Raw genomic sequence first — 22,646 nt, forward strand, 5'->3', positions numbered from 1 at the left:
GTGACGGTTATCTTGTTCCCTTTGGAATGTTAATCGGTTGGGTATTTGAGGTAGATGGTATTGCCTTTCTAAAAGTGGTGAGATGAAAACAGGCTGCTAAGGTATGGAGAAAAAACACTCTCTCTTTAGCTCAAGTGTTAGATTCTAGTTAAAATTCTCGTTGCTTTAGCTTTACCGGTTGGAAGCGTATTAGTTGTTTGGGAAGGAAATGGAAGTCACAAGGGGTTTTATCTTTTCGTAATTCGAGTTACAATTTGAAACTGTACCGCATTTATTAAATGTAATTGCATACTATGAAAAAAGTATTAATATAAAGTTAATCTTGGACTATGATAGTTAAAGGCTTAACAACATTAATCTTGGAATATACTATATCAATATGTTAACATAGTTTATCTATCTTACCATTCCGAGATTTTTAGAATGAACAATATAAAACTATTATAGGAGAGTCCAAATATGAAAAAGAAAATGACCTATTTAATCTTACTTTTGACGACCATCTATCTGGTTGGTTGTACCAACGTAGATGATGGGTCCATTACAGATGGAGCAACAGATCTACAAGAAGCTCCTACGGCTGAAAATAGTGAAAAAGAAGAAGATATCACTACTGTTGTTGATGAACTAGTAGTAGAGGAAACACCAACCCAACCAAATAATGAACTGTTCGCAGGATACAAAATTATAGAAGTTGATGGTGGTGATTTGTCTGGAATTCGTGAACCAAACGTTGCTGTTGACATTGGTTATGGGGACCGTGAATATTGGGCATTTACGAATGAATACGGGCAACTCGTACGTGTCATTGCTTACGAAATCATTCTACAAGATGACAGTAACGAACCTGTATTATCGTCTGGCAGATATTATTCTGATGAGGCGAAGGTTCCTGGTGTTGAAAGTGATGTTTTAGATGAAGGACATATCATTGCTGATTCTTTGGGTGGGGTATCCAATGCATATAATATTACTCCACAAGATAGTACGCTCAACCGACATGGTGATCAGGCTTATATGGAGGACGCAATCCGTAAGGCAGGAGGAGCTACTAATTTTGAAGCGATTATCACATATCCAAACACAGAAACTCAGATACCTTCAAGTTACCAATATACCTATACTTTAAGGGGTAACGTGATTGTTGATACATTTGACAATGTAAACCCTGATAAAGTAAACGAATCGCTTGGTTTAACAGGAAGTAAACCTTCCGATTCAACTAGTTCAAACACAAATTCCACTAACCCAGATTCTAACGGTGATATTTCAAGTGTTGATACAAACGGTAATGGACAGGTGACGATTAAAGAAGCAAAAGAAGCAGGTTTCAGTATGCCAATAACGAGAGATCATTGGTTATACCCATATATGCGTGATAATGATAATGACGGTATGGTGGGGGAGTAAAACCTAGAATTTTGGTGTCTTATTGTTTTAACGGGTGCGATAATCCAGAAGGATTATCGCCTTATTTTTGTTAAAGTTATTGAACTATGAAGCTAAAGTTACATTAGCAAAAAATACGGAACTTTAGTTTGGGTTAAAAGGTATTTGAGAGAAAAAGTAGAATTATAATTATTAAAAAAACGTAGAGCCTAAAGGAGAATGTAACTTGGAATTATTAGGTACTGTTACACCTTTAATTTTTCCCATCTTAATTTTTATTTTATTATTTTTACTTTTAAACCAAATATTTAAACGAAAAGGCTATCGTGTTGGAACTATAATTCTATGGTGTGTTATAGCATATTTTATTCTTATGATTCTTGTGGGAGTTGTCAGCTTCTTTCCGGTAACTTCTAAATAGGATAACTATTATTTTAGATTAGATTGTACTTACACTATAGGCTACTTTGTTGAACAACCTGTGCTTCCAGACCAGAAAGGATCAGATTTTAATCTGGTCTTTTTGTGTTGCTATTTTATACTCTTAAGTGTGAAATTACATACTCTATCTCTCAACCAAACCAGTTAGCCGTACTATCCAATGATTATTAATACAAAAGTATTACTATTTAAAATCTAATAAACTTACATTTCACATACATCTGTACTAATCCTAAAGTATTAATTCAATCAAATGTTTGTTTAGTGGGAGAGGCCAGACGCCGCATAGGGTTTGAAATTTATACAAACGTTTGTTTACTTCAAATTAGGTAGTAAGAAAATGCCTGTTATAGTGCTACTTTTCTCCAAGAAGGGACTTAAATGGAGAGGGAATTTACAAATGTTCAAGCCTCAATGTAGTGAGAACAGCCCCTAAAAGAACTTAATTAAATCATCATATAAATGATTTACTGAATCCAAGCACACTAGAATTTAGTTTATATCCTCCAATGTAAGTGTTAGAAGCCATTTGACCACTAGAATAGAAGTAATACCATAATCCTCCGACTTTTGCCACCAGTTACCATTACACCGCTACTATTTAAAAATACTATGTACCATTATCAAGTACCCAATCCTTTTGCTTTACACCGGTCTTAATAAAAACCCATTTTCCATTCTCAATTTTCCAGCGACTGTTAATGGAAGCTTAACTTTTACAAGAATAGTAGTTTTAATAGGTGGTAAGTACTTGAAGATATCCTCTTTTAGTGAGAGTGGTGTTACAATATCAATAGAGATTAATAGCTCAAATAAAGGAGATTAAGCCATGAAGGTAGGACGTAAAACCTTAAGTCTAGCAATCATTTTAACTTTTATTCTACAAATACTTCCAATGAATTTTAATAGTGAAGTGTATGCCTCATCATTTTTAACACGGGAGGAAGCCAAGCAATTTGAAGGGAAACTATCTGCTTCTCTTGATGGTTCTTATCTAGTTAGGGAAGATGGAAATGTGATAGGAACATTTATATCTGACCATAAGCAGATTGGTGAGTGGAGAGATATTATAGCCATTTCTGCCAGTTCACAATATGCAGTTGGGCTAAATAGTGACGGAACAGTCATTGCAAATGGTGATAACGTATATGGAGAAAATCAAGTTGCTGATTGGGCCAATATTGTACAAGTAGCAACTGGTGAGTGGCATACGGTTGGCCTAAAGGCAGATGGGACAGTAGAGGCAGTTGGTTTAAACGATAAAAGCCAAACCAATGTCCAACACTGGGAGAATATTGTTGCAATTGCAGCAGGATATAATCATACAGTGGGTGTAAAAGCGGATGGTACTGTTGTTTCAACAAGCTATGAGAGACATGGTGAAGTTGGTAACTGGACAAATATTGAAGCTGTAGCAGCTGGTTCTCATCATACCGTTGGTTTAAAAGAAGATGGGACTGTAGTAGCTGTTGGTGATAACTCATATGGGCAATTAAACATTAGTGAGTGGACAGATATTGTTTCGATAGCTGCTGGTGAGGTCTCTACAGTTGGGCTAAAAGCAGATGGTACAGTTGTCGCTACGGGTGAGAACGTTTATGGAAATCTAAATGTTGAGGATTGGACCGGTATTGTTGCGATAGCAGCATCTTCTAATCATACTGTTGGTATGAGAAAAGACGGTACATTAGTGGCAACAGGAGATAACTGGTTGGATCGAGTGAGTGTTAAGGGCTGGCAGGATATCACATCTCTGTATTCTCCTTGGGGACAATTCACGCTAGGAGTAAAGCCGGACGGAACAGTTATTGGTCAAGGTACTAACTGGAATGGACAGCTTGATATCCAAGATTGGGAGGATATTGTAGCCGTTGCTGGTGGCTTCTCTCATTCGGTTGGATTAAAAAAAGATGGAACCGTGGTAGCAGCCGGAGGAAATAATAGTTATAAAGGTGAAACAGATGTTAGAGCTTGGAGAGATATAATTTCGATTGCAGCGGGTTCAAACCATACTGTTGGCTTGAAGTCTGACGGAACTGTAGTTGCTGTCGGAGATAATTATTACGGGCAATTAGGCGTAACTGATTGGCAGGATATTGTTGATATTTCAGCAGGATTTTCAACTACTTTAGGGTTAAAAGCTGATGGAACCGTAGTAACAGCCGGATACACTGGCCATCTTCAATTAGAAGTAGGTCACTGGAAAGATATTGTTGCCATTGATGGTGGAACTACGTTTTCGGTTGGTTTACAAGCAGATGGGTCTGTTCTAGTAGCGGGTGATCTAGAAAATAAAGAACAAGTAGAAAGCTGGGAAGATATTGTTGCAATTGAAGCAAGGGGTGGAAGTGTACTAGGACAGAAAGCAGATGGTACGGTTTTGGCGGTTGGAGAATTTTTCACGGGTAATCTAACGGAGGAAATGGGCTGGACTGATATTGTGTCCTTTTCTGCGGGTGGTAGTTCCCTAGTCGGGCTAAAGGAAGATGGTACATCAGTAGCGATTGGACCAAACGCTGCTGGAGAAATAAATATTTCTCCATTAAGATACTACTTAACGGATATTGTGGAGTCTGTTCAAGTGAATAAGACTAACGTTTCTTCTGGTGAAAAGGTGCTTGTAACTGTTGCTTTTTCGGAGAGTATTCAACATGGTGTTGGAATTGCCTTAAGAGGCGCACAAAACTCAGAATCTATGCAAATGACAGAAGTGGAAAATAGTAATGGGCGTGTATATCAATATGAATTTAATGCTCTGGAAGAAGAAGGGGCTATTCATTTTCATTTTACTAACATAATAGATAGTGAAGGTTTTCTATACGATGACCGGTTCGCTAACAATCTAGTACAAATCGACAATACGGCACCAAAATTTTATGGTGGAGAAACGCTGACTATACCTGTGCATAGCGAGTTTAATCCTTTGGTAGGAATTACAGCGTACGATACAGTGGATCAATTTATCACTTCAAACATCATGGTTGACGGAGAAGTTGATACACACCAATTAGGGACATACACCCTAATATATACGGCAACAGATCAAGCTGGTAATAAGGTAACAAAAGAGCGTGACATTATTGTAGTAGATGAAGAGGCTCCTGTTTTTCAAGGTGTTACAGACACAACTATCGGATATGGACGTGATTGGAACAGCATGCAAGGTGTGTCAGCCATTGATAATTTGGACGGAGATGTAACATCTGATATAACTGTCACTGGTACTGTGGATACGCTAAAAGTTGGGGAACATGTACTGACTTATTCAGTGGAAGACCGTTCAGGAAACATCGCAACTGCAGAGAGAGTAATTACTGTAATTGATGATATTTTTCCAGTAATAACTGGAATAGAGGATGTAGAAATTGGCGTAAATGACTCATTCGATCCACTGGCAGGCGTAACGGCACATGACAATGTGGACGGAGAGATCCCATACATTGAAGTACTAGGCAAAGTAAATGTATCGGTACCTGGAACATATACTTTACGGTACACAGTTGTGGACAACGCGGGGAATATGACGTCATTGGAGAGAGCTGTAACAGTTGCAGATAAGGGTGCACCTGTATTAATAGGTGTGGATGATGTAGTTATCCCAATGCGATCTTCATTTAACGTAATGGAGGGAGTTACTGCAACAGATAATTTTGACGGTGACCTTACAAGCGAAGTACTAGTATCAGGCAAGGTTGACACAAATGTAGATGGTAAGTACTTCATTACGTATACCGTTACAGATTCTTCTGACAACACTACATTTAAGACAAGAACAATTACCGTTGTGAAATCTGGTTGGATTGAAGAAAACGGCACTTGGTTCTACTATGTGGGACTGACTGGAAAGAAGAAAACAGGTTGGTTAGAAGACGGCAACAAGTGGTATTACCTGGATGCTACTGGGGTGATGCAAACTGGTTGGGTAATCAGTGGCGGCAAGTGGTACTACATGAACCCGAGCGGAGCAATGCAAACCGGTTGGGTAAGTGTAGGAGGTAAGTGGTACTATATGAACACAAGCGGAGCAATGCAAACCGGTTGGGTAAGTAGTGGCGGTAAATGGTACTACATGAACACAAGCGGAGCGATGCAAACCGGTTGGGTAAGTACTGGCGGCAAATGGTACTACATGGACGCAAGCGGAGCCATGAAAACTGGCTGGGTAAGTGACGGTGGCAAGTGGTACTACATGGATGCAAGCGGAGTAATGAAAACCGGTTGGATTCTGGATGGTGGCAAATGGTACTATCTGAATGCAAGTGGGGTTTGGGTGAAGTAAGGTTGGGAGGGACAAGGGGATAAGGCCCATGTCCCTCTAATTATTAGTAGTAATTCTACGTTAAATTTACTTATAAACTAATAGTAAAGTGCAAAAAGCACCAAGAAATATGGATTGGGTTCGGAACCCGAACGAAAATTAAAGCTCGAATTGTACGTGCTTTTGTAGACGTTTTTGATAAAAAGTATGGGTTCATTTAAAACTGAGCCTATTTTTAATATCCATTTTTAGGGGTATTGTTAAACGAAAGCACCCGATATTTGAATAAGGATTATTTACTCTTTGTTTATTTTTTCAATTCTTGATATTGCCCTTTTAGCGGTATTTCTAATCCAGGTTATTTCGTGATTCACGAATGGCTTTATATAGGTTATTAACTCAGGTTCTTTAAATTTTGAAAGTGCTGATAATGCGTGTCCTTGGACATCTTTATCCTCTAATAGTTCCAGTAAAATAGGAATTACCTTTTTGTCTTTAAATTTTCCTAGTCCATCAACAATCATTTGCCTTGCCGTACCGTGTTTCTTATCTGTTGCAATCTCCAAAAGTTCATTTAATGAACTTTTATCGAGAATTAACGATAATGAATTACCAATTGCCCATTTGTAAGTGTTATTAGACGAGTTTATAAATTCATTGATTAACGGATTAGAGGCAGCATTGAATCCCTTTACACCCAGGCACCTTACCAAAAACTCCTTATGACTAATGTCAGTAATTTGCGATAAGTGTCTTAGTATAATTGGAATGACATCTTCATTTGTATTATCTATTTTCTTCAATTCTTCAATCGATAAAATACTATATCCTAATTCCCTTACCTCTGAAATAAGTAGATCCTTGTTTAATTTCTCCACCCTTGCTACCCCTATCTAAACAACGCTATGTTAGCATTTAATGTTGATTACATACAATTAAATTAAGCTTACATAAAATGTAAGCCTAATAGGCCTGATGAATAAAAATAGCTAAAATATACTTTTCTAACTATTAGAATTGTAACCACAGAAAATAACACAAAAAATATTCTATCTTTTCTGGTTCCAATATTTAGCTTTTCTCTAATGATTAGAGCAAAACCTAAGGGCAATAACATTAGAATTACTAGTGCTAGTTCAGCTAAGGATCTAGATGCAAAGTATGCTCCCCAAAAGTGAAAAAACAAAAAAAATACAAAACATAAAACTAGATTTATCAGAAGATAATTAACCCATTTCTTCATTTTTCTCCCCCTCAACAAACTTGATTCTATTTTCTGTTTCAAATTAGTTGAACAAACTTTATTACTAAAAGTAGTGATATTTTTCCTTTTAAATTATTTAACTTTTTAACTCCACAAACTTCACGAAAAGACCATAAATAAAAGACATTATCGCAATAAGTAATTCACAATTATAGATTTCCTTATTTAATAGTACCTAAGAACTTCAACAAAAATGAGCATTAATCCTGCATGGACCAATGCTCCCTTTAACTTTTATCTAATCCATCTAATTCTTATTGATCTAACCTGCACAGATAGTCAATCAAGAAAAGCTGCCCTTCGGGACAGCTCTGCTCTTCAACCCTTGCACCAGTTTACAAGAATGTTCTACTTCTTTATTGCATTTTACTCTTATGGATAAAGAAGGCCAGAAAAGAATTGATATCTATTATTTGGCTAAAGAATTCTTTTCAAAATTGAAAATCCTATCAAAGCAAAGCTATAAGTCCCCCAAACGCCAATCTCTATGAAAAAAGCGTTAAATATAATCTTATTCACGCGTCAAGCTTACAGAGGTAGTTGGTCCATTCTTTGTTTCGGACGTAAAAATGATTTTGAATCCATTTTTATTATTATAAAAAAGGAGGTATCCGTCAGAGTCTAAATCTTCAACTGGTTGAACGGATTCAGCAAACACTTGGTTAATTTCTTCCACAGTCATGCCGACAGTGGCACCGAACACAGATAGGGTTGGTGCTGAAAAATAGTAGCCCCTCACAGTTTCATTCAGTTCATCAATAAAATATCCTTCCTTGTCGAACGCGACCAGTTTTCCACCATTATAGTAATCATCATAGGAAGGTGTACCATAATGCTCCTTTAGCTCGCTTAATGGTGTACCTAACGGAAAAGGGGCTTTGATTAAAGATGAAAATGACACCGCCTCTTCTTGTTCATTCTCAGGCTTATTCTCTTTAGTGATTATCTCATTATTTGGTGGACTTACGTTGCTTTGAACTAGATTATTATTCTTTTGCTGTAATATATAAGGGGCAGATAATACTGAAAATAAGATAACCGCCGCCGAAACCATTAGTGCATGATATACCTTTTTTGATTTTTTAGGTTTTACTTCAAGTTTTTTTATGATTTGTTCTTTTTGGCTTTGAAAATGGTGTTTTGCAAAAACCTGCTTATCCAACTGCTCTTTTAACTTTTTATGCCCTTCACTCATTTATTTCACTCCCTTCATCTAAACTCTTCAACATTTGCCTCGCTCGATTTAAACGAGTTCTAACTGTTGAGGATGACATTTGCAATAAATCACCTATTTCCTTTGTTGGCAAATCTTCATAGTAAAATAAGATTACAACTTCTCTATAGATAACTGGCAAAGCTAGTACACTTTCAGCAAGTGTTTGATTGGATTCATTTGTTATAAAAATAGTTTCAGGTGTGTTTTTTTCCACGTTTGTTATCATATTTGAAAATAGATACTTGAGCCCCTTCTTTCTTCTTTCTAAAGCCCGAAGGTAATCCTTTGACTGATTTGCTGCAATTGTAAATAACCAAGTTTTTACATTGCTCCTACCCTCAAAGGTGTAACTCTTTTCATATGCTTTAATAAATACATCTTGTGTTATCTCTTGTGCAGCTGACCAATCTTTCACATAGGTATAAACAAAATTGGTAATTTGGCGTTCATATTTATTAATTAAATCCTCAATGAAAGTGGAAGTATCTGTGCAATGTTTGTGAATCGATGGATCAGGAAGAACATTTCTCACCGTGTCACCCCCAATTTGATATTCTTGTTTTTATAAATTAGACGTATGGAATGGTGCCAACGTCCCAGCATTTATTAAAAAATTTGGATTGGAATATGAAATCTACAATTCATCTACTGAATCAGTCTTAGATAGTCATCTACATCAACGGAATTCCAAGCGATAACTGCTAAACTAAACTTACAACTTTTACGTATTCTAGCGTTTCATTCTTCATTTATTTATCTCTCCCTTTATTTTTGTATAAACTTATTCGACAACATAATTAGTTAACCCTTTATAGGTGCGATTAGGGACCAGTTAGATGCTTGGGTGAGCGGAAACTAAGAAACTACAACGAATGGATATTTCCAAGTAACCATTTCCTACCACTCCCGGTTCCTACTAAAACTGGATTCTGTTAAAATAGGAAAGTAATATAATTTGAGATTCCTAATCAGCATCAAATGGGAGAGAGTCCAGTGGAGAGTACTAATTTTACATTTATTCCTAAAGAGTGGGAAGTTATAGAATATCTCGTTAAAACGGCGGAGGATAATATTTATCAAGACCCGAATACTGCAATGGTAAAGCTACGAATGTTAGGTGAGACTCTCACAAAAGCGGTATTCGTAATGGAGGGACTTGTATTACCTAAGGGTCAATACAATCGGTTAATTCTACTAAAAGAGAAAAGCATAATACCGGTTGATATCTATGAGAAATTAGAATTGATACGAGAAGAGGGAAACACAGCTGTACATAATGCGGGGTATGGAGATATACCATCGGCCATTCAATTAGCAAGATATTCGTTTGATCTGATAGTCTGGTTTCTTTCAATCTATGTAGACAAAAATATTGTTTATCCAGCCTATGTTACTCCTATTGAACAACACACATCTAACAGCGAACCGAAAATGTCTGTAGAATTCGAAAAGGCATTTAATGATAAGTTACTCGAACTAGAAAAGGAGTTACAACGTGTAAAAGAGAACAATACGAGTGCTTTACAAGGGTCTGCTCCATCCGAAGCGCAAAAAAAGTCGAAAACTACTCAGCAAAAGAAGGATCCGGAGAAAAAGAAACAATCTAAGTCTAGGATAAAGATAGCTGCTATAACAATTGCCGCTATGCTATTCTTATTTTTTTCTATCAATGCAGTTTCTGCGTTTGCTACAGGAAAGTTTATGGTAGCTTCAATGGATGACTATTTTTTAAAGTCTACTATGAAAGTAAATGGAGAATCATTTCAAGTTTATGCATATAAAAAAGCAATTGATCAAGAGGATACGAAGCGAATCGAAAGCCTCCTAACCCTTGGAGTAAATCCAAATACCAAATCAGAATCTGGGAAACTAGCACTTAATTTATCGATTGAGAAAAATAACCGTGACTTATTCAATAAACTGCTAACCAGTGGAGCCGATCCATTTTTAAAAGAGGAAACAGGAACTAGCTCAATAGAGGTAGCTGTGGAGAAGGAAAACCTTTATTTTGTAGAAGCTCTATTAAAAGACAAAAATGTTTCAGATTTAGAGAATGGAATAGTAGAGAAGTTAAGTGAAGCAAATAATACTGAGATGTTGCGGTTCTTTTTAGAAAGTGGCATGGATCCTAATCTCCAGTTGCCAAAGGGAGAGACTTTTCTAGTCCATGCTATCGAAGAGAATAAAATGGAAGTTGTAAAAATGCTTCTTGATTATGGAGCCGACCCTAACTTACCAACGAAAAGTGGGAAATACCCACTTCACGCTTCTGTTCAAAAACAAAATATCAACCTGACAACAATGTTGCTAGAATCAGGAGCCAGTCCGAATCAAATGGATGGTAACAAGAAATACCCAATTGAACTAGCGCATGAAGGAAATATGAAGGAACTTGAGTCAATTTTACTGGAATACAAGAGTATGACCCTATTTGAAATCAAACTTCCTAGTTATGCTGGATTTTGGAAAGAAAAAGGGGAAACCCCTGAAAGAATAATAGAAATTAACAAAGACAACGCCGGAGCATGGTACATGGTTCTTCAGACCGGAAATAAAGAAGAAGTAATTCAAATCATTCCTGGAGCTGGCGCATTTACACCGGTTTCAGATCTTGAGATCAAAGTATCGGATGGTAACTTTACGAAGGTAACAGAAGAAGAGTTTCAAGATGAGAAGGAGCGTTTACGAACCGTGGAGGAGGCTGTTGTTGCACAGACGCAACAATCAACTTCTACAACTAGTCCTTCATCTAGATCTACTAACTCAACAACAACTTCGACAACTCAGAAGGTACCGGAGCCCAGCTTGTTGAGTAAGAAAATGGAAAGCTTAGTTGGAGTGTGGAAACGTGTTTCGCCACTAGTAAATGAAGCACATGGTATTCGATATATTTTTGTGAAAAAGAATAATTATGGTTCTGTTCCTTCTTGGAGAATGAACCTCGTTTCAGAATGGAGCGAAACAGCTGCAGGGGAATATACCATAACAGATGAAAGTGTTGAGTTGACCAGCAACACAATCTCAAGTCTGAAAAAACCAGCCCTTGCAACTTATACATCGAAAGGATTTTACAAAACCCATGCAGTAAGGGGATTTATTATGACAATAAACTCCGAGAACTCGTTTAACATTCAATACCTGGACCATAACGATGCCAATATCTTAAACGAAGAATTCACAAGAATATCAGAAAACCAAATGGAAGAAAGATACCTTGAACTCTACAATATTGTAATGGGGAGATAGAACAAAAAAATGGGACAAGTGTTACTTGTCCCATTTTGGTTATTATCGTAAAAAAATTTGTACTCTATTACGGAGATTTAACGCCTTTTTTATTTAAATTTTACAAAACCTGAGACACAACCAAAACTCATTCCGTCTAAGTAGAAACAAAAGTAACTGGAGGTGAAGATTTGAGGGATTTCTTATCAAGCGTACCTTCTCAACCAGAGGAGCTTGACATAACGGCTATAGTAAAAGATTTGATTGATACATACGAACAGCAAATTACAAAGTTTGCCTTTGTCTATGTAAGGGATTGGGGAGCTGCGCAAGAAATTACACAGAACGTCTTTATTAAAGTGTATGAGAAATATCATACCTTTGAAGGCAAAAGCAATATTAAGACTTGGATTTATACAATAACTGCAAATGAGTCAAAGGATTATCTTCGTTCAATGAAAAGCAAGCGAAATATAGTTAAACGATTACTCACACATGTTACAAAAAAGTCGGAAACAAACACTCCCGAGTCTATATTTATGGAGAAGGAAACAAGCCAATCATTAGCGCAAAAGGTTCTGTCGCTACCGCTGTTGTATCGGGAAGTCATTATTCTATATTATTATGAGAATCTATCATCAAATGAAATTAGTGACATGCTCGAGGTAAGTCCTTCCACGATAAGGACGCGTCTTGAGCGAGCGAGAAAGATCCTCAAAGACAGCAGTGAAAGGAGTGAATACAATGAATGAAGACTTTCGTAATTTAAAGAAGGAGTTAGATGAGGAAGTATTCACCAAATACGAATTTAAAAGTCAAAAGGATGAAATCTTGCGAAGAATTAAAAATAAATCTACTAAAAAAGGACCTGGGCTAAAACAGGGTCTAATGGTAATGGCTGCAATTTTTCTTGTATCGATACTATCAGCTTCATTCATTTTTCAAGATAAAGAGCAAAACACGCCCACTGAGGAAGTAGATACACCTCCAATTACAGAGGAATATAATGAAAAGGTTACCGATAAAACGGCAGAAGAGTGGATCTCCTATTTTACTGAGATGTGGAGTGTACCTCGTGAACCCTTTGAAAAATTGTACTTAACATACTCAAGTAAAATGAATGGAACAACGAACATAGAGTCCTCATACGTCGTAAATTCAGAGTACAAGGATGGGCAGATAATCGTAAAGTCAAATTCTGTTAAAGATTATGGTGACTACCAGTTAAATGATGAAACAATAATAGAAGGTTCGAAGATAACGACCATTTTTCATAGCGGCAAATCCTTTCAAACGTTTGAGGTGGAAGTTTCCATCGAAAAGATCTATTATGATCCAATATATATAGAACCTTTACTTCCAAAAGTTGAGTTGCTTAACATGGAAGAGGGAACATGGCAGGTAGATGAGTTTAACGAGCAAGAGGGGTGGGTAGTGTTATCATCTTCTTATCAAGAAAGTGGGCCAGTAAATGTTATTATCTATAATTCACTGAAGATAGATATTGAACATGGGATTATACTGGAGGCTGTGTCCAAGCGAAATAATGAAGAATCTTCTCGATTAATCGTAGAAGAACTGAAGATTAACGAAGAGATAGATAAGCTTGATCTTGATATCTCCATACCAGATCACTATGAAGATCTAAATGAAAAGTACAAAAATCTTGTAAAGTTAGAGGAATCATGGATGACTGCAACCAATAACTATATGAAGGAAGAATTACTTTTTGATCATCTCGGGATGACGGGAGAAGGAGGCTACCTAAACTTTGGCCTGTATTTAAAAGAAAATGGTTCTGAACAACAGGTACAACAATTGGTAGAAAAAACAATTAACTACTATACTGATGCTGCAAATAACTCGGAAGCATACCAATCTAAAGAAACAACCATATGGGGCAAAGACTTGGGGCAATATATGTTCGATATAATCATAATCACCCCCTCTGAGGGAGTGATTTCAAAAGGAAGAATGAATGGGGTTAATGAAGATGGTTATCCTTTGATTGAATGGGAATAGAGAGATTCACTTTGAAAGTGTCGACTAGATCGGCACTTTTCTTAATTCTAGAATTTAAAGTGGCTCAAATCCTAATAGTAATGTCGAATCCTGCGTAGTATTGTCAATAATTAGCGTTCGAAAATTGAAGTTAATTGGTACATTTTGCATTATAATGGATGTATCTGTTGGAGTTGGATATTACGTGAAAATGAGAGAGGAGGTATTTTAGGAGGAAAATTAATTGAGAATAAGTGGAAGAGCTAATTTTAAGTGTACGTACCATATGCTAGATAGATTGAATGAAAGAGTTACGTACTTCGAAACGCGCAGTGAAGCAGTTGATTTCTGCAGAAGAGCGTTAGCAAACCGAGAGCCTAGTTTTACAGTACTTAATGGATCAAAGGTATCGAAGGTAATCAGTGATGATTTAGTGTTCATCATTGACACCAAGGATCCTTGGAATATCGTATTAATCACTGTGTATAACTTCGCTGAGTATCAAGAAGCAATTTAAAGGAGCTGTAAGATGAAAACCCAATACAATCACCAATTTGACGTAAAACTAAGAACAAATCCTCCATATGGATAGCTTAGTTTCGTAGACCGGTGAAGGTAAATAATAATTAGATAAGAACATACTAACCTTTCTCTCATTTGTCCTATTTCCAACTCCCATCATAGGAAAATGAGAAGAGAATGGTAGATGATCGAAACTAATTATGACATGTAGAATAACTTGAATCAAAATGAGCGGGAATATAACAAAATAGTAAAAGATTTTATAGAAAATAATTTTAAAAGTTAATACAGAGATTTTTGAGGATACAAGTAATTAGAAGATTTTATTTGATGTGGGAAAAACTATAAAAAAATGATTCCTTTTAGATAATCTTTTATGAAAAAAACTATATAACTATATAAATTATTTTGAAGAACAAATAATTACATAGAGTTTATATAAAACTGAATTGCATTTTTAAAAGTTTAATGCCAGACTGCCGGTGAATTGGAGTCTGGCGTTTTTTTGTGCATTTAAAGGAAATCTCATGATTAGTAGAGGTGATAGGACTTGAGTCAACCGTTAATTATGCCATGAAGACATGAGGATAACTTTTGCATAGTAAAAGAAGGACTATGAATGATTTTGTCGAACATAATTTAGGGACATTTATTAGTTATTTCTACAATTTGTGGGGAAAAGAGGACGTAATTTGAAAAAATTATTATATCTATTATTAATTGTTTTTGTGATCGGACTTGCGATTTATGGTTGGAACTATAAGGAGCAGAAGGAATATGAAAAAAAGTATTATATTACTAATGAAAAGAGTTCAATTCAATATAATCTTAAGTTATGGTTAAATCGTGATGGCAGTATGACCCTTGATCCAAAGGTCTTTGAGGTAGAAAAAATTGCGGACACCAGCTCATATATTGTGTTGTTTGAGCTAGAAGACAATCAATTAGGCGTAGCGCAACTAGTTGAAGGTAAGAATAATAAATTAAGAATTAAAGAGGCAGGTTATGGTGGTTTCTCTCAATATAGATATGAAGATTTGAAGACTAATAAAGGAAGGTATTTCTTTGTAATGGGTGAAAATCCAGAACTGCAGATTGATCATATAGAAGTACTTGTAGACTATACTAAGTCTTATAGCTACCTAATTGATGTATCTAAAGATGAATTTTTCTTTCATTATAAGAAGATCCCGGAAGATCTTGATCAGCGCACTCAAATTCTCTACTTTGATAAAAACAACAAGCAATTTACAGACGATGAACTACGGATCCTATTTGCAGAACAATAATGGGACAGGTGACCTGTCCCATTATTCCTACTCAACCGGAATGAACATCCCATTGTCTAATGAAAAGTGGAAATTTTCATCTTCGTATAACAAATAGGTGTCGTAGGTTTCTCCATTTGAGCTGATTTTTACTAACATTTGTCCTTCAGGGGAATATAGGAAGTACGTGTTATCATCTTCATACTTATATTTTTGACCTTCGAACCCTTGTAATGTTTCCTCTAAGTTTATTGAGCCATTAAAGTAAATGCTGCTAGCCTGGTCACTATAATACCCAATCGAGATATCTTCGTACTCAGTGATTGTGTCGTAATAAGCATCCTCTAGGTCCGCACCATTAAATAGCGGTTCTCCTAAAATAGTGAGGACTTCCCTGAACTCATTCCAAGTGTTATGCCTTTTAGATAGATAATGTTATCTTCTAGCATGATTAGCGAATTTGTACTCTCTTCAGGGGCAGTTGTTTCTTCGACTTCATTCGTTTTAGTGCTCTCTTCTACTTGTTCTGTTTCTTCTTCTACAACTACCACTTCATTTTCAGATGTTGGTGGAGAAACCTCTGGCTCCGATTTACTTTCACTAGTTGTTTCATTTTTCTGACCACAGCCGAATAGAAGAATTGTAAGAATTACTAGCATCAATATCTTTTTCATGATGACCTCCAGGTTGTTTTCTATCATTATTATATCAAATAGTAGAAAAGTATTTAGCAGTCTATTAGTACCATAGAACCCAAAAAACTATGAAAATACTACTTAATTAGTATCTATGATAATCTATTGGAACTAACTTCCGGAAACATCTGTACTATTTGTAAAATTCGATTTCAATCAAACGTTTGTTTAGCGGTTTAGCCCAATGATTGCAGGGGGTTTGAAAATTAAACAAACGTTTGGATAGTTTAGGATGGGAAGGGTAAATAGGTCTGTTATAGTCAGAGTTTTAACCTTAAACCTTGGTCACAATTTATATAGTGGTCCCCATTCGTTTTTTAAGTATCAATGTGTGGTGTGAAATTAGTTATTGTGCAATTACCAGGATTATTGTGCAATTATGGAATTTATTGTGCAATTCCTCGGATTATTGTTCAATTATTAAAATTATTGTGCAATTCCTAAGTTTATTGTTCAAATTAAGAGATTTCATATCATTTTCCAAAACAAAGAAGACAGTTTCTACAAGAAATTGGTCTTACGTTCCGTAATACGATCGACTATTTCGTATAGTGGTTCCCACTCAATGTCCTCTTCAACATCAAAGCCCATACCAGCAAGTTCTTCTACAAACACATCATTGAACTTATTATTCAGTACACCGTAGTAATAGGCAAATGGATTCTTCACTACATATTTCTTTAGCTTTTGAATCATTTGTTTAAATGACTGTATTGCCACTTCAAGTACACAGTTCATGTCGGTTTCGCGATTGTTTCGATAGGCAGCAATTTTTGTCATTTTCCAGTATTCTTCAATCATTTTTGCATCGTCATAGAAGCATTTCACTAGTTTTGTGAATTCAGTGGGTACATGGTCCCCTGTGTAGGTGTGGTCCAGTTTCTTTTTGGTTTGTGATTCTTTTGGTTCGCTGGATACATCTGCTTGTGTAACCACGTCGTCTCTACGTTTAGTTATAGTATTTATTTTTTTAGTTTTAGAAAGATTACTAGTTTCAGGGTGGTTCAATTGCTTAGGTGGTTCATTTTGAATGGGAAAATGATTGAATACATACAGATTACTCGACTGTGAACCGTTCTTTCGTTCTGTTTCATAAACAGTAAAAATGCCAATTGAATTTGCCTTTTGGATCATTCTCTTAAACGTAGAACGAGAAATCGCGTTTAACCCGTGCTCCTCGTGAATTGCTTTTAACATTGTTCCAATCTTCGCATTGCAAACTCCAGGAACCTTTGCGGCAAAACGAACAAGTCGTTTTAACCCAATTATTTCTCCTTTTGAAAACTCACTCTTATAACTTGCCATCCACATTTCCATTTGTGTATTGAACTCTTCTAAACTAGTGAATTGTGAATACCCCTTAAAACTGTAAGTAGCTGCTGATTTAATTTTCATCTACATGCACCACCCTTTCACTGTTGTTATAGTGAGCAAGGGGGTGAAAAGGGGCATCGGGTTTGAGGAAATTTTGTGTTTGTGAATGTTTTGTGTCGTAAGGGAGGTGGAGGGTATAAATTTGGTGAAACGACGGAACCGTCCCGGTGTTTACCTGAAAGTCCCCAGAAAATTGCGTAATAAAAAAATTAATTGCGGGATAAATACAATAATTGCGTAATAAAAAAATTAATTGCAGGATAAACCAAATAATTGCAGGATAAACCAAATAATTGCAGGATAAACCAAATAATTGCAGGATAAACCAAATAATTGCTTACTAAATGGAGTAATTGCGTAATAGCAACGTAAACCAACATATCTCGCAGATAGTGGACAGCTCAAATACAAAAAGCAGCAGGAACCCTCATATAGGGCCTGCTGCCTTTTGTCCTATTCTATATACTTAATCCGTTGTGTAATCAATCTCAATTAAGTCCCAAGCAGTGACGATTCCAAGAGGCGTTTCATTTTTAAGTCCGTTTTCAGTAATGATAACCATTTCTAAATCTTTTTTCTCTTGATGATACTTTTCGAAGACATCCTCTATTTCAAATATCGTATAAGATTTTGGAGCAAATGAAATAGGGTGATTCATGCTTTCACATGCAAATATATCTTTTACTTTAATGTTCTCTAAATCTACAATATGGCTTGCCATATTTGTAGAAAGCCAATTGATAATATCGGAATTTCGTAAAAGACCAATACATTCTTTTCCTTCATAGATCGGGTACTGAGAATAGCCGTGGTTTTTCATCCCTAAGATTACATCTTGTATCGTATCTTCTGCATTGTAAGTAATCGGTTCTTTCGTTGCGATCGTCAAAACATAGTTATGGTTGTTAAACAAATTTGATATTTTTTCTAAGCGATTCACAACATTTTCATGGGGTTCAGCAATATAAAACCCTATATCTGTCTTTTCATGGACCATTGCATTACGAAGTTTAGCGTATTGCAGCAGATCATCGGAATACTTTTTGATTACTTGATGATGTGGGGCACCAATCCGGACAAGCTCTGTAAAACTAGTAGTGTGCGCTTTTACTTTTTTCTTTAAAACCTCATGAATTTGATTGAAGGCAACTTCGAAGCGTTCAGATAAATTTTTATCAATATTAATTATCATTTTTATGTAAGTCCTTTCAATAGCTAGTCTATTTTAGTAGATGGATAGTACAATATATATTTGCAATTATAACAAAACCAGGATAATAGTAGGATGAAATTGCACAATGAAATTTACTAGTAATCTATTTGGAAATCGAATTGTTTTTCATACTTTTACCAGATTTGCTAAATTGTTTAGTGGATTCTATTAAAAGAGCAAGGATAAATGGTAAAATAGTGAAAAAGTACTAAGAGAAAATATAGTAAAGAAGATAGATTCGTAGAAAAAGCTCTTGCGTAGGGAGAAGAAGTACTTGTTTGGAGAGGTGTAAGATGGTAGAGAAAAATAGTACTACGGTTTTAGAAGTAGCAGATAAGCCTGCGGTACGCCCAAAAAGAAAAAGAAAAGGGATATCTAGGCTTAAAAATGGAAAACAAGATAAATATACAGGACGACAAACTGAACTAGGTATATTTACTAGTACCTTGGAAAGCAAAGAGTGGGATGAATATAAAATCCTATCTTATTACGGTGTTGGCGGAATTGGCAAAACGGAATTGCGTAAGGAAATGATGAAGAAATTAGAGAGTGAATCCGAAGTGGAATTCACTTTTATTGACTTTGATACCGTTGAGCTGCAGCAGGTAGAAAAAGCACTTGTCTATTTAAGGACGGAAATTGGTAAAAAGTATCCCGTATCGTTTACATTATTTGATGCGGCATACATCATTTATATGGATAAAACCAATAATGCAATAACCCTTAATGAAAAAACGTTGCCGTTTGTCGAAAAGGGAACATGGCTTGCAGATTTTGTTAATATATTCGCGGATAACACATATGTATCGATTGCGACAAAACTGATTAGCGTTATCTCAAAGCGTCTAGTACAACCTTTATCTAAAGAAGATATGGATTTAATACGGGATTTTGAATCATTAGAAGTGAAGGAACTACAAGAGCTTCTTCCAGAGATTTTTGCGGAAGACTTAGAGAGGTACTTGGAAAATTCCGATTTTACATTCGTCATTTTTATTGATACATATGAAGCATTATGGACTGACAAGAGAATGAAGGCTTATGACAGTGTGGTAGATGAATGGATACGAAACCTGGTACTTGAACTTCCTAATGTGTTTTGGGTAGTATTTGGACGGGAACCCATTGATTGGGAACGATATGATGAAACGAGGGACTTAGATATAACCCATGTGCCACTTGGCGCATTATCAGAAACGGAAACAAAAGAACTTTTAGAAAAGCACCAAATATTTGATGTAGCCATTCAAGATGAGATCTATCGAAATTCAGAGGGGCACCCTTATTCTATTCAACTCTCCATCGACACCTATAATAGTATACCTAATCCAGTTGTATCAGATTTTATTGGATTAAGAACGTCAGACAAATTATTTAGTAGGTTTATAAAATATCTATTAAAACCCGAGAAACAGGCATTGGAGCTATTGGCTTTAACCCAAGGCTGGGACATTGAAACATTTGAACATTTAATGGATTCGTTTCGTATACATCTGAACGAGGACGATCATCATAAGTTAACTCGATTTTCTTTTATCACACAATTAGATAATCATACATGGGATATGCACCGGTTAATGCGAGATAGTCTTATTCACCATCAACGCCATGAAAAAAAGGTGAAGGGCAGGAAAACTTTATTTCATTATTATAAAGAGGAACTTCCAAAAGAAATCGCTAGAAGAGAGACTCATTACGCTGGGAAAATCATTAATCAAGCATTTTACCAAGGCTTTAATTTAATGGAAAAAGAAGAAATTGCAAAAGAATATTTTATTGAATGGTTTAGGAAGTACGATAACTTCTTCTTAAATAGCAAGGCAAATTATTTAACAATGCCTCTTTTAGATCAGTTGAAACAATTTTTAGAGAACAGAGTTAGTAAAGATGATGAGAGATATTTAGGTATTATTCTCTACGATATTGCGTTTGTCTATATGGATGAAAATCGGGATTACAAGAAAGCAGAGCAATTATTTAAAGAGGTTATGGAGCTTCGGGAACAGAAGTTCATTGATGAAAAGTTATTGCTTGCAAAATCATACTTTGGTTTAGCAACACTATATCAAAGGATGGGGCGAAATTCGGAAGCTGAAGAGCTCCATGAAAAGGCATTTTCGCTACGTGAACAATACTGTGATTCAACAAATATCTTAGGGTTAGCTTATTCTGCAAATGGACTAGCCATGCTTTATCAAAATCGAAAGGATTATGAAAAAGCATTAGAGTATTATGGAAAAGCGATTGACATCTATGAGAGCCTTGAAAAATCTGACTATGGCAAAATTTCCACCAGCATGATGAATTTAATTAGCTGTTATCATGATTACCAACAGTATGATAAGGCTTATGAATTTTCCATCAAGGTTATGGACATTGTAAGAAATGACGAGCATTTCCATCAACTTAATTATGCAAGGGCACTAAATGTATTTGCGATCACTAAAACGGCTTTTGGTCAGAATGAAGAAGCACTTGAGTTACTTCAAGAATCGTATGATATCTTTAAAAATCGGTTGGGCGAAGAAAGTCTATATGTATCAAAGGTATTACATAACTTTTCTATCATATATAAGCTGTTACATAAAGAAACCGAAAGCGCCGATGCAATGAGTAAGTGCCTGGAAATAAAAAATAAAATGGTCAGCATTGGAACGTTAAGAGAAGATAATATAAACTACAGTTATAGCGCGGAAATGCAGCAGTTATTACAACAAGACACATTTGAATATGACCAATTAAAGTTTAATTTTTAGAGGGTGACAACATGATTACCATTAAGTCCAATAACTTCGATTTTATAGAACCATTCGAGGAATTGGAGAAAATTGAAAAATTAATTATTCATCATACATCTCGTGTTAATTTCACAGCAGAAGATACACATCTATTTCATCAAAATGAAAGAGGATGGAGCGGTATAGGATATAACTACTTCATTGAAAAAGATGGAACCATAACTGAAGGTAGAGGACTACATGTGGGTGCTCATACATATGGTTATAATCGTAACACGCTTGGTATTTGTGCTACCGGTGATTTCGATATTGAATTTCCTACGACCCCGCAGATCAAGTCATTAATTGAGATTTGTCATTATTTTATGGACAAGTTTCAATTAAAACCGAAGGATGTTCTTGGGCATAGGGAACTGGAGGGCTTCGACTATACTACGTGTCCAGGACTGTTATTTAACATGAATGAATTTCGTACGTTGTTAGAAAAAGCACAAGTAGGTTCTTCAAAGTCCTAGCTTTTGGGAAAAACGGAAGCTTCAAGCTGTGAATTTGGTAATTAAAAGGTTTTTAATAGAATGATAAACATAAAATATTGCTAAAAAATAGAGTTATCGTTGAAAGGGAGGAGAAATGATGACTTCGAAAGAAGAAACTTTTGAAGAATTCCTGAAAGACTCATTTGCCAATGATGTGTATTTCAGGGAATTAAGGCTATCAAATGTAGAAGCAGACTATGTTTCGAAAAAGTATCCAAACGCAAGCATGAAAAAGTGCTCAGAAGAATCACCAGATGGAAAGTGCTGGTATGAGGTAAATCTATTACCTTCTACTACGACTTCGAGTGAACCGCAATCCCTTGAATCTGAAAATCAGCGCTTAAAAGAGGAACTCAAGGAATTAGAGCTCCAATATGAAAATCAGAGATTAAAAGCGGAAATCGAAGCATTAAAGCTCGAGGCTGAAAATCAACGTCTAAAAGCAGAGCTGGATGCATTACGGAAATCTCTGTCTTCTGTAAAATAATTTATGAAGGAACTTGTAC

General features: G+C 35.9%; 18 protein-coding genes. 10 read left to right on the plus strand and 8 right to left on the minus strand.

Features of this window, described 5'->3' with window-relative positions:
- Nucleotides 1–459 precede the first annotated feature (459 nt).
- The gene (locus AB3M96_RS05185; protein WP_412966520.1) at nucleotides 460–1,410 is read left to right on the plus strand and encodes a DNA/RNA non-specific endonuclease; all 951 of its coding nucleotides are present in this window, start codon (nucleotides 460–462) and stop codon (nucleotides 1,408–1,410) included.
- Nucleotides 1,411–2,284: 874 nt separating this feature from the next.
- Here AB3M96_RS05185 and AB3M96_RS05190 read toward each other — a convergent pair.
- Nucleotides 2,285–2,407 carry a hypothetical protein gene (locus tag AB3M96_RS05190; RefSeq protein ID WP_412966521.1) on the minus strand — a complete coding sequence of 41 codons (123 nt, stop codon included), beginning with the start codon at nucleotides 2,405–2,407 and terminating at the stop codon, nucleotides 2,285–2,287.
- Between the two features lie 252 nt (nucleotides 2,408–2,659).
- Between AB3M96_RS05190 and AB3M96_RS23650 the strand changes: the two genes are divergently transcribed.
- Complete coding sequence (locus tag AB3M96_RS23650; protein ID WP_489672275.1) at nucleotides 2,660–6,109, plus strand: immunoglobulin-like domain-containing protein; 3,450 nt, start codon at nucleotides 2,660–2,662, stop codon at nucleotides 6,107–6,109.
- Between the two features lie 275 nt (nucleotides 6,110–6,384).
- On the opposite strand, the gene AB3M96_RS05205 is transcribed toward AB3M96_RS23650, so the two are convergent.
- The 4 genes from AB3M96_RS05205 to AB3M96_RS05220 form a co-directional block, all read right to left on the minus strand.
- Nucleotides 6,385–6,966 (minus strand): HEAT repeat domain-containing protein, encoded by a 582-nt coding sequence (locus AB3M96_RS05205; RefSeq protein WP_412966522.1) that lies wholly within the window; start codon nucleotides 6,964–6,966, stop codon nucleotides 6,385–6,387.
- Between the two features lie 68 nt (nucleotides 6,967–7,034).
- Nucleotides 7,035–7,331: a hypothetical protein gene (locus AB3M96_RS05210; RefSeq protein ID WP_412966523.1), complete on the minus strand. Its 297-nt coding sequence runs from the start codon at nucleotides 7,329–7,331 to the stop codon at nucleotides 7,035–7,037.
- Nucleotides 7,332–7,863: 532 nt separating this feature from the next.
- Nucleotides 7,864–8,547: a hypothetical protein gene (locus AB3M96_RS05215; protein ID WP_412966524.1), complete on the minus strand. Its 684-nt coding sequence runs from the start codon at nucleotides 8,545–8,547 to the stop codon at nucleotides 7,864–7,866.
- The gene (locus AB3M96_RS05220) at nucleotides 8,540–9,100 is read right to left on the minus strand and encodes a sigma-70 family RNA polymerase sigma factor (protein ID WP_412966525.1); all 561 of its coding nucleotides are present in this window, start codon (nucleotides 9,098–9,100) and stop codon (nucleotides 8,540–8,542) included. Before AB3M96_RS05220 ends, AB3M96_RS05215 begins: the two co-directional genes overlap by 8 nt.
- A 461-nt stretch (nucleotides 9,101–9,561) precedes the next feature.
- Between AB3M96_RS05220 and AB3M96_RS05225 the strand changes: the two genes are divergently transcribed.
- The 5 genes from AB3M96_RS05225 to AB3M96_RS05245 all read left to right on the plus strand — a co-directional run bounded on the left by AB3M96_RS05225 (nucleotide 9,562) and on the right by AB3M96_RS05245 (nucleotide 15,605).
- Nucleotides 9,562–11,814: an ankyrin repeat domain-containing protein gene (locus tag AB3M96_RS05225; protein WP_412966526.1), complete on the plus strand. Its 2,253-nt coding sequence runs from the start codon at nucleotides 9,562–9,564 to the stop codon at nucleotides 11,812–11,814.
- 170 nt (nucleotides 11,815–11,984) lie between these two features.
- Entirely contained in the window at nucleotides 11,985–12,545 is a 561-nt protein-coding gene (locus tag AB3M96_RS05230; RefSeq protein ID WP_412966527.1) for a sigma-70 family RNA polymerase sigma factor, read from the plus strand.
- Nucleotides 12,538–13,815: a hypothetical protein gene (locus AB3M96_RS05235; RefSeq protein WP_412966528.1), complete on the plus strand. Its 1,278-nt coding sequence runs from the start codon at nucleotides 12,538–12,540 to the stop codon at nucleotides 13,813–13,815. Before AB3M96_RS05230 ends, AB3M96_RS05235 begins: the two co-directional genes overlap by 8 nt.
- A gap of 223 nt (nucleotides 13,816–14,038) precedes the next feature.
- Nucleotides 14,039–14,311, plus strand: a complete 273-nt coding sequence (locus tag AB3M96_RS05240) for a hypothetical protein (RefSeq protein WP_412966529.1) — start codon at nucleotides 14,039–14,041, stop codon at nucleotides 14,309–14,311.
- A 697-nt stretch (nucleotides 14,312–15,008) separates the two neighbouring features.
- Nucleotides 15,009–15,605, plus strand: a complete 597-nt coding sequence (locus tag AB3M96_RS05245; RefSeq protein ID WP_412966530.1) for a hypothetical protein — start codon at nucleotides 15,009–15,011, stop codon at nucleotides 15,603–15,605.
- 353 nt (nucleotides 15,606–15,958) lie between these two features.
- Here the strand turns inward: AB3M96_RS05245 and AB3M96_RS05250 are convergent, their stop codons facing one another.
- The 3 genes from AB3M96_RS05250 to AB3M96_RS05260 form a co-directional block, all read right to left on the minus strand.
- Nucleotides 15,959–16,258: a hypothetical protein gene (locus AB3M96_RS05250; protein WP_412966531.1), complete on the minus strand. Its 300-nt coding sequence runs from the start codon at nucleotides 16,256–16,258 to the stop codon at nucleotides 15,959–15,961.
- A gap of 522 nt (nucleotides 16,259–16,780) precedes the next feature.
- Nucleotides 16,781–17,674, minus strand: coding sequence for a hypothetical protein (locus AB3M96_RS05255; RefSeq protein WP_412966532.1), 894 nt, complete (start codon nucleotides 17,672–17,674; stop codon nucleotides 16,781–16,783).
- A gap of 445 nt (nucleotides 17,675–18,119) precedes the next feature.
- The gene (locus AB3M96_RS05260) at nucleotides 18,120–18,845 is read right to left on the minus strand and encodes a CBS domain-containing protein (RefSeq protein ID WP_412966533.1); all 726 of its coding nucleotides are present in this window, start codon (nucleotides 18,843–18,845) and stop codon (nucleotides 18,120–18,122) included.
- A 314-nt stretch (nucleotides 18,846–19,159) separates the two neighbouring features.
- On the opposite strand from AB3M96_RS05260, the gene AB3M96_RS05265 reads away from it, so the two are divergent.
- From AB3M96_RS05265 to AB3M96_RS05275, 3 genes are all read left to right on the plus strand, one after another.
- Nucleotides 19,160–21,622: a tetratricopeptide repeat protein gene (locus AB3M96_RS05265; protein ID WP_412966534.1), complete on the plus strand. Its 2,463-nt coding sequence runs from the start codon at nucleotides 19,160–19,162 to the stop codon at nucleotides 21,620–21,622.
- A gap of 14 nt (nucleotides 21,623–21,636) precedes the next feature.
- Nucleotides 21,637–22,119, plus strand: coding sequence for a peptidoglycan recognition protein family protein (locus AB3M96_RS05270; protein ID WP_412966705.1), 483 nt, complete (start codon nucleotides 21,637–21,639; stop codon nucleotides 22,117–22,119).
- A gap of 118 nt (nucleotides 22,120–22,237) precedes the next feature.
- Nucleotides 22,238–22,627 carry a hypothetical protein gene (locus tag AB3M96_RS05275; protein WP_412966535.1) on the plus strand — a complete coding sequence of 130 codons (390 nt, stop codon included), beginning with the start codon at nucleotides 22,238–22,240 and terminating at the stop codon, nucleotides 22,625–22,627.
- Nucleotides 22,628–22,646: the final 19 nt, after the last annotated feature.

The sequence above is a fragment of the Ferdinandcohnia jepli genome, from assembly GCF_047246645.1.
Classification (GTDB): Bacteria; Bacillota; Bacilli; order Bacillales; family Bacillaceae_L; genus Ferdinandcohnia.

Excerpts from the sequence above, each read along its gene's own strand:
- AB3M96_RS05185 (WP_412966520.1), top strand. The coding sequence starts at position 460 with ATGAAAAAGAAAATGACCTATTTAATCTTACTTTTGACGACCATCTAT.
- AB3M96_RS23650 (WP_489672275.1), top strand. The coding sequence starts at position 2,660 with ATGAAGGTAGGACGTAAAACCTTAAGTCTAGCAATCATTTTAACTTTT.
- AB3M96_RS05210 (WP_412966523.1), bottom strand. The coding sequence starts at position 7,331 with ATGAAGAAATGGGTTAATTATCTTCTGATAAATCTAGTTTTATGTTTT.
- AB3M96_RS05215 (WP_412966524.1), bottom strand. The coding sequence starts at position 8,547 with ATGAGTGAAGGGCATAAAAAGTTAAAAGAGCAGTTGGATAAGCAGGTT.
- AB3M96_RS05235 (WP_412966528.1), top strand. The coding sequence starts at position 12,538 with ATGAATGAAGACTTTCGTAATTTAAAGAAGGAGTTAGATGAGGAAGTA.
- AB3M96_RS05250 (WP_412966531.1), bottom strand. The coding sequence starts at position 16,258 with ATGAAAAAGATATTGATGCTAGTAATTCTTACAATTCTTCTATTCGGC.
- AB3M96_RS05255 (WP_412966532.1), bottom strand. The coding sequence starts at position 17,674 with ATGAAAATTAAATCAGCAGCTACTTACAGTTTTAAGGGGTATTCACAA.
- AB3M96_RS05260 (WP_412966533.1), bottom strand. The coding sequence starts at position 18,845 with ATGATAATTAATATTGATAAAAATTTATCTGAACGCTTCGAAGTTGCC.
- AB3M96_RS05265 (WP_412966534.1), top strand. The coding sequence starts at position 19,160 with ATGGTAGAGAAAAATAGTACTACGGTTTTAGAAGTAGCAGATAAGCCT.
- AB3M96_RS05275 (WP_412966535.1), top strand. The coding sequence starts at position 22,238 with ATGACTTCGAAAGAAGAAACTTTTGAAGAATTCCTGAAAGACTCATTT.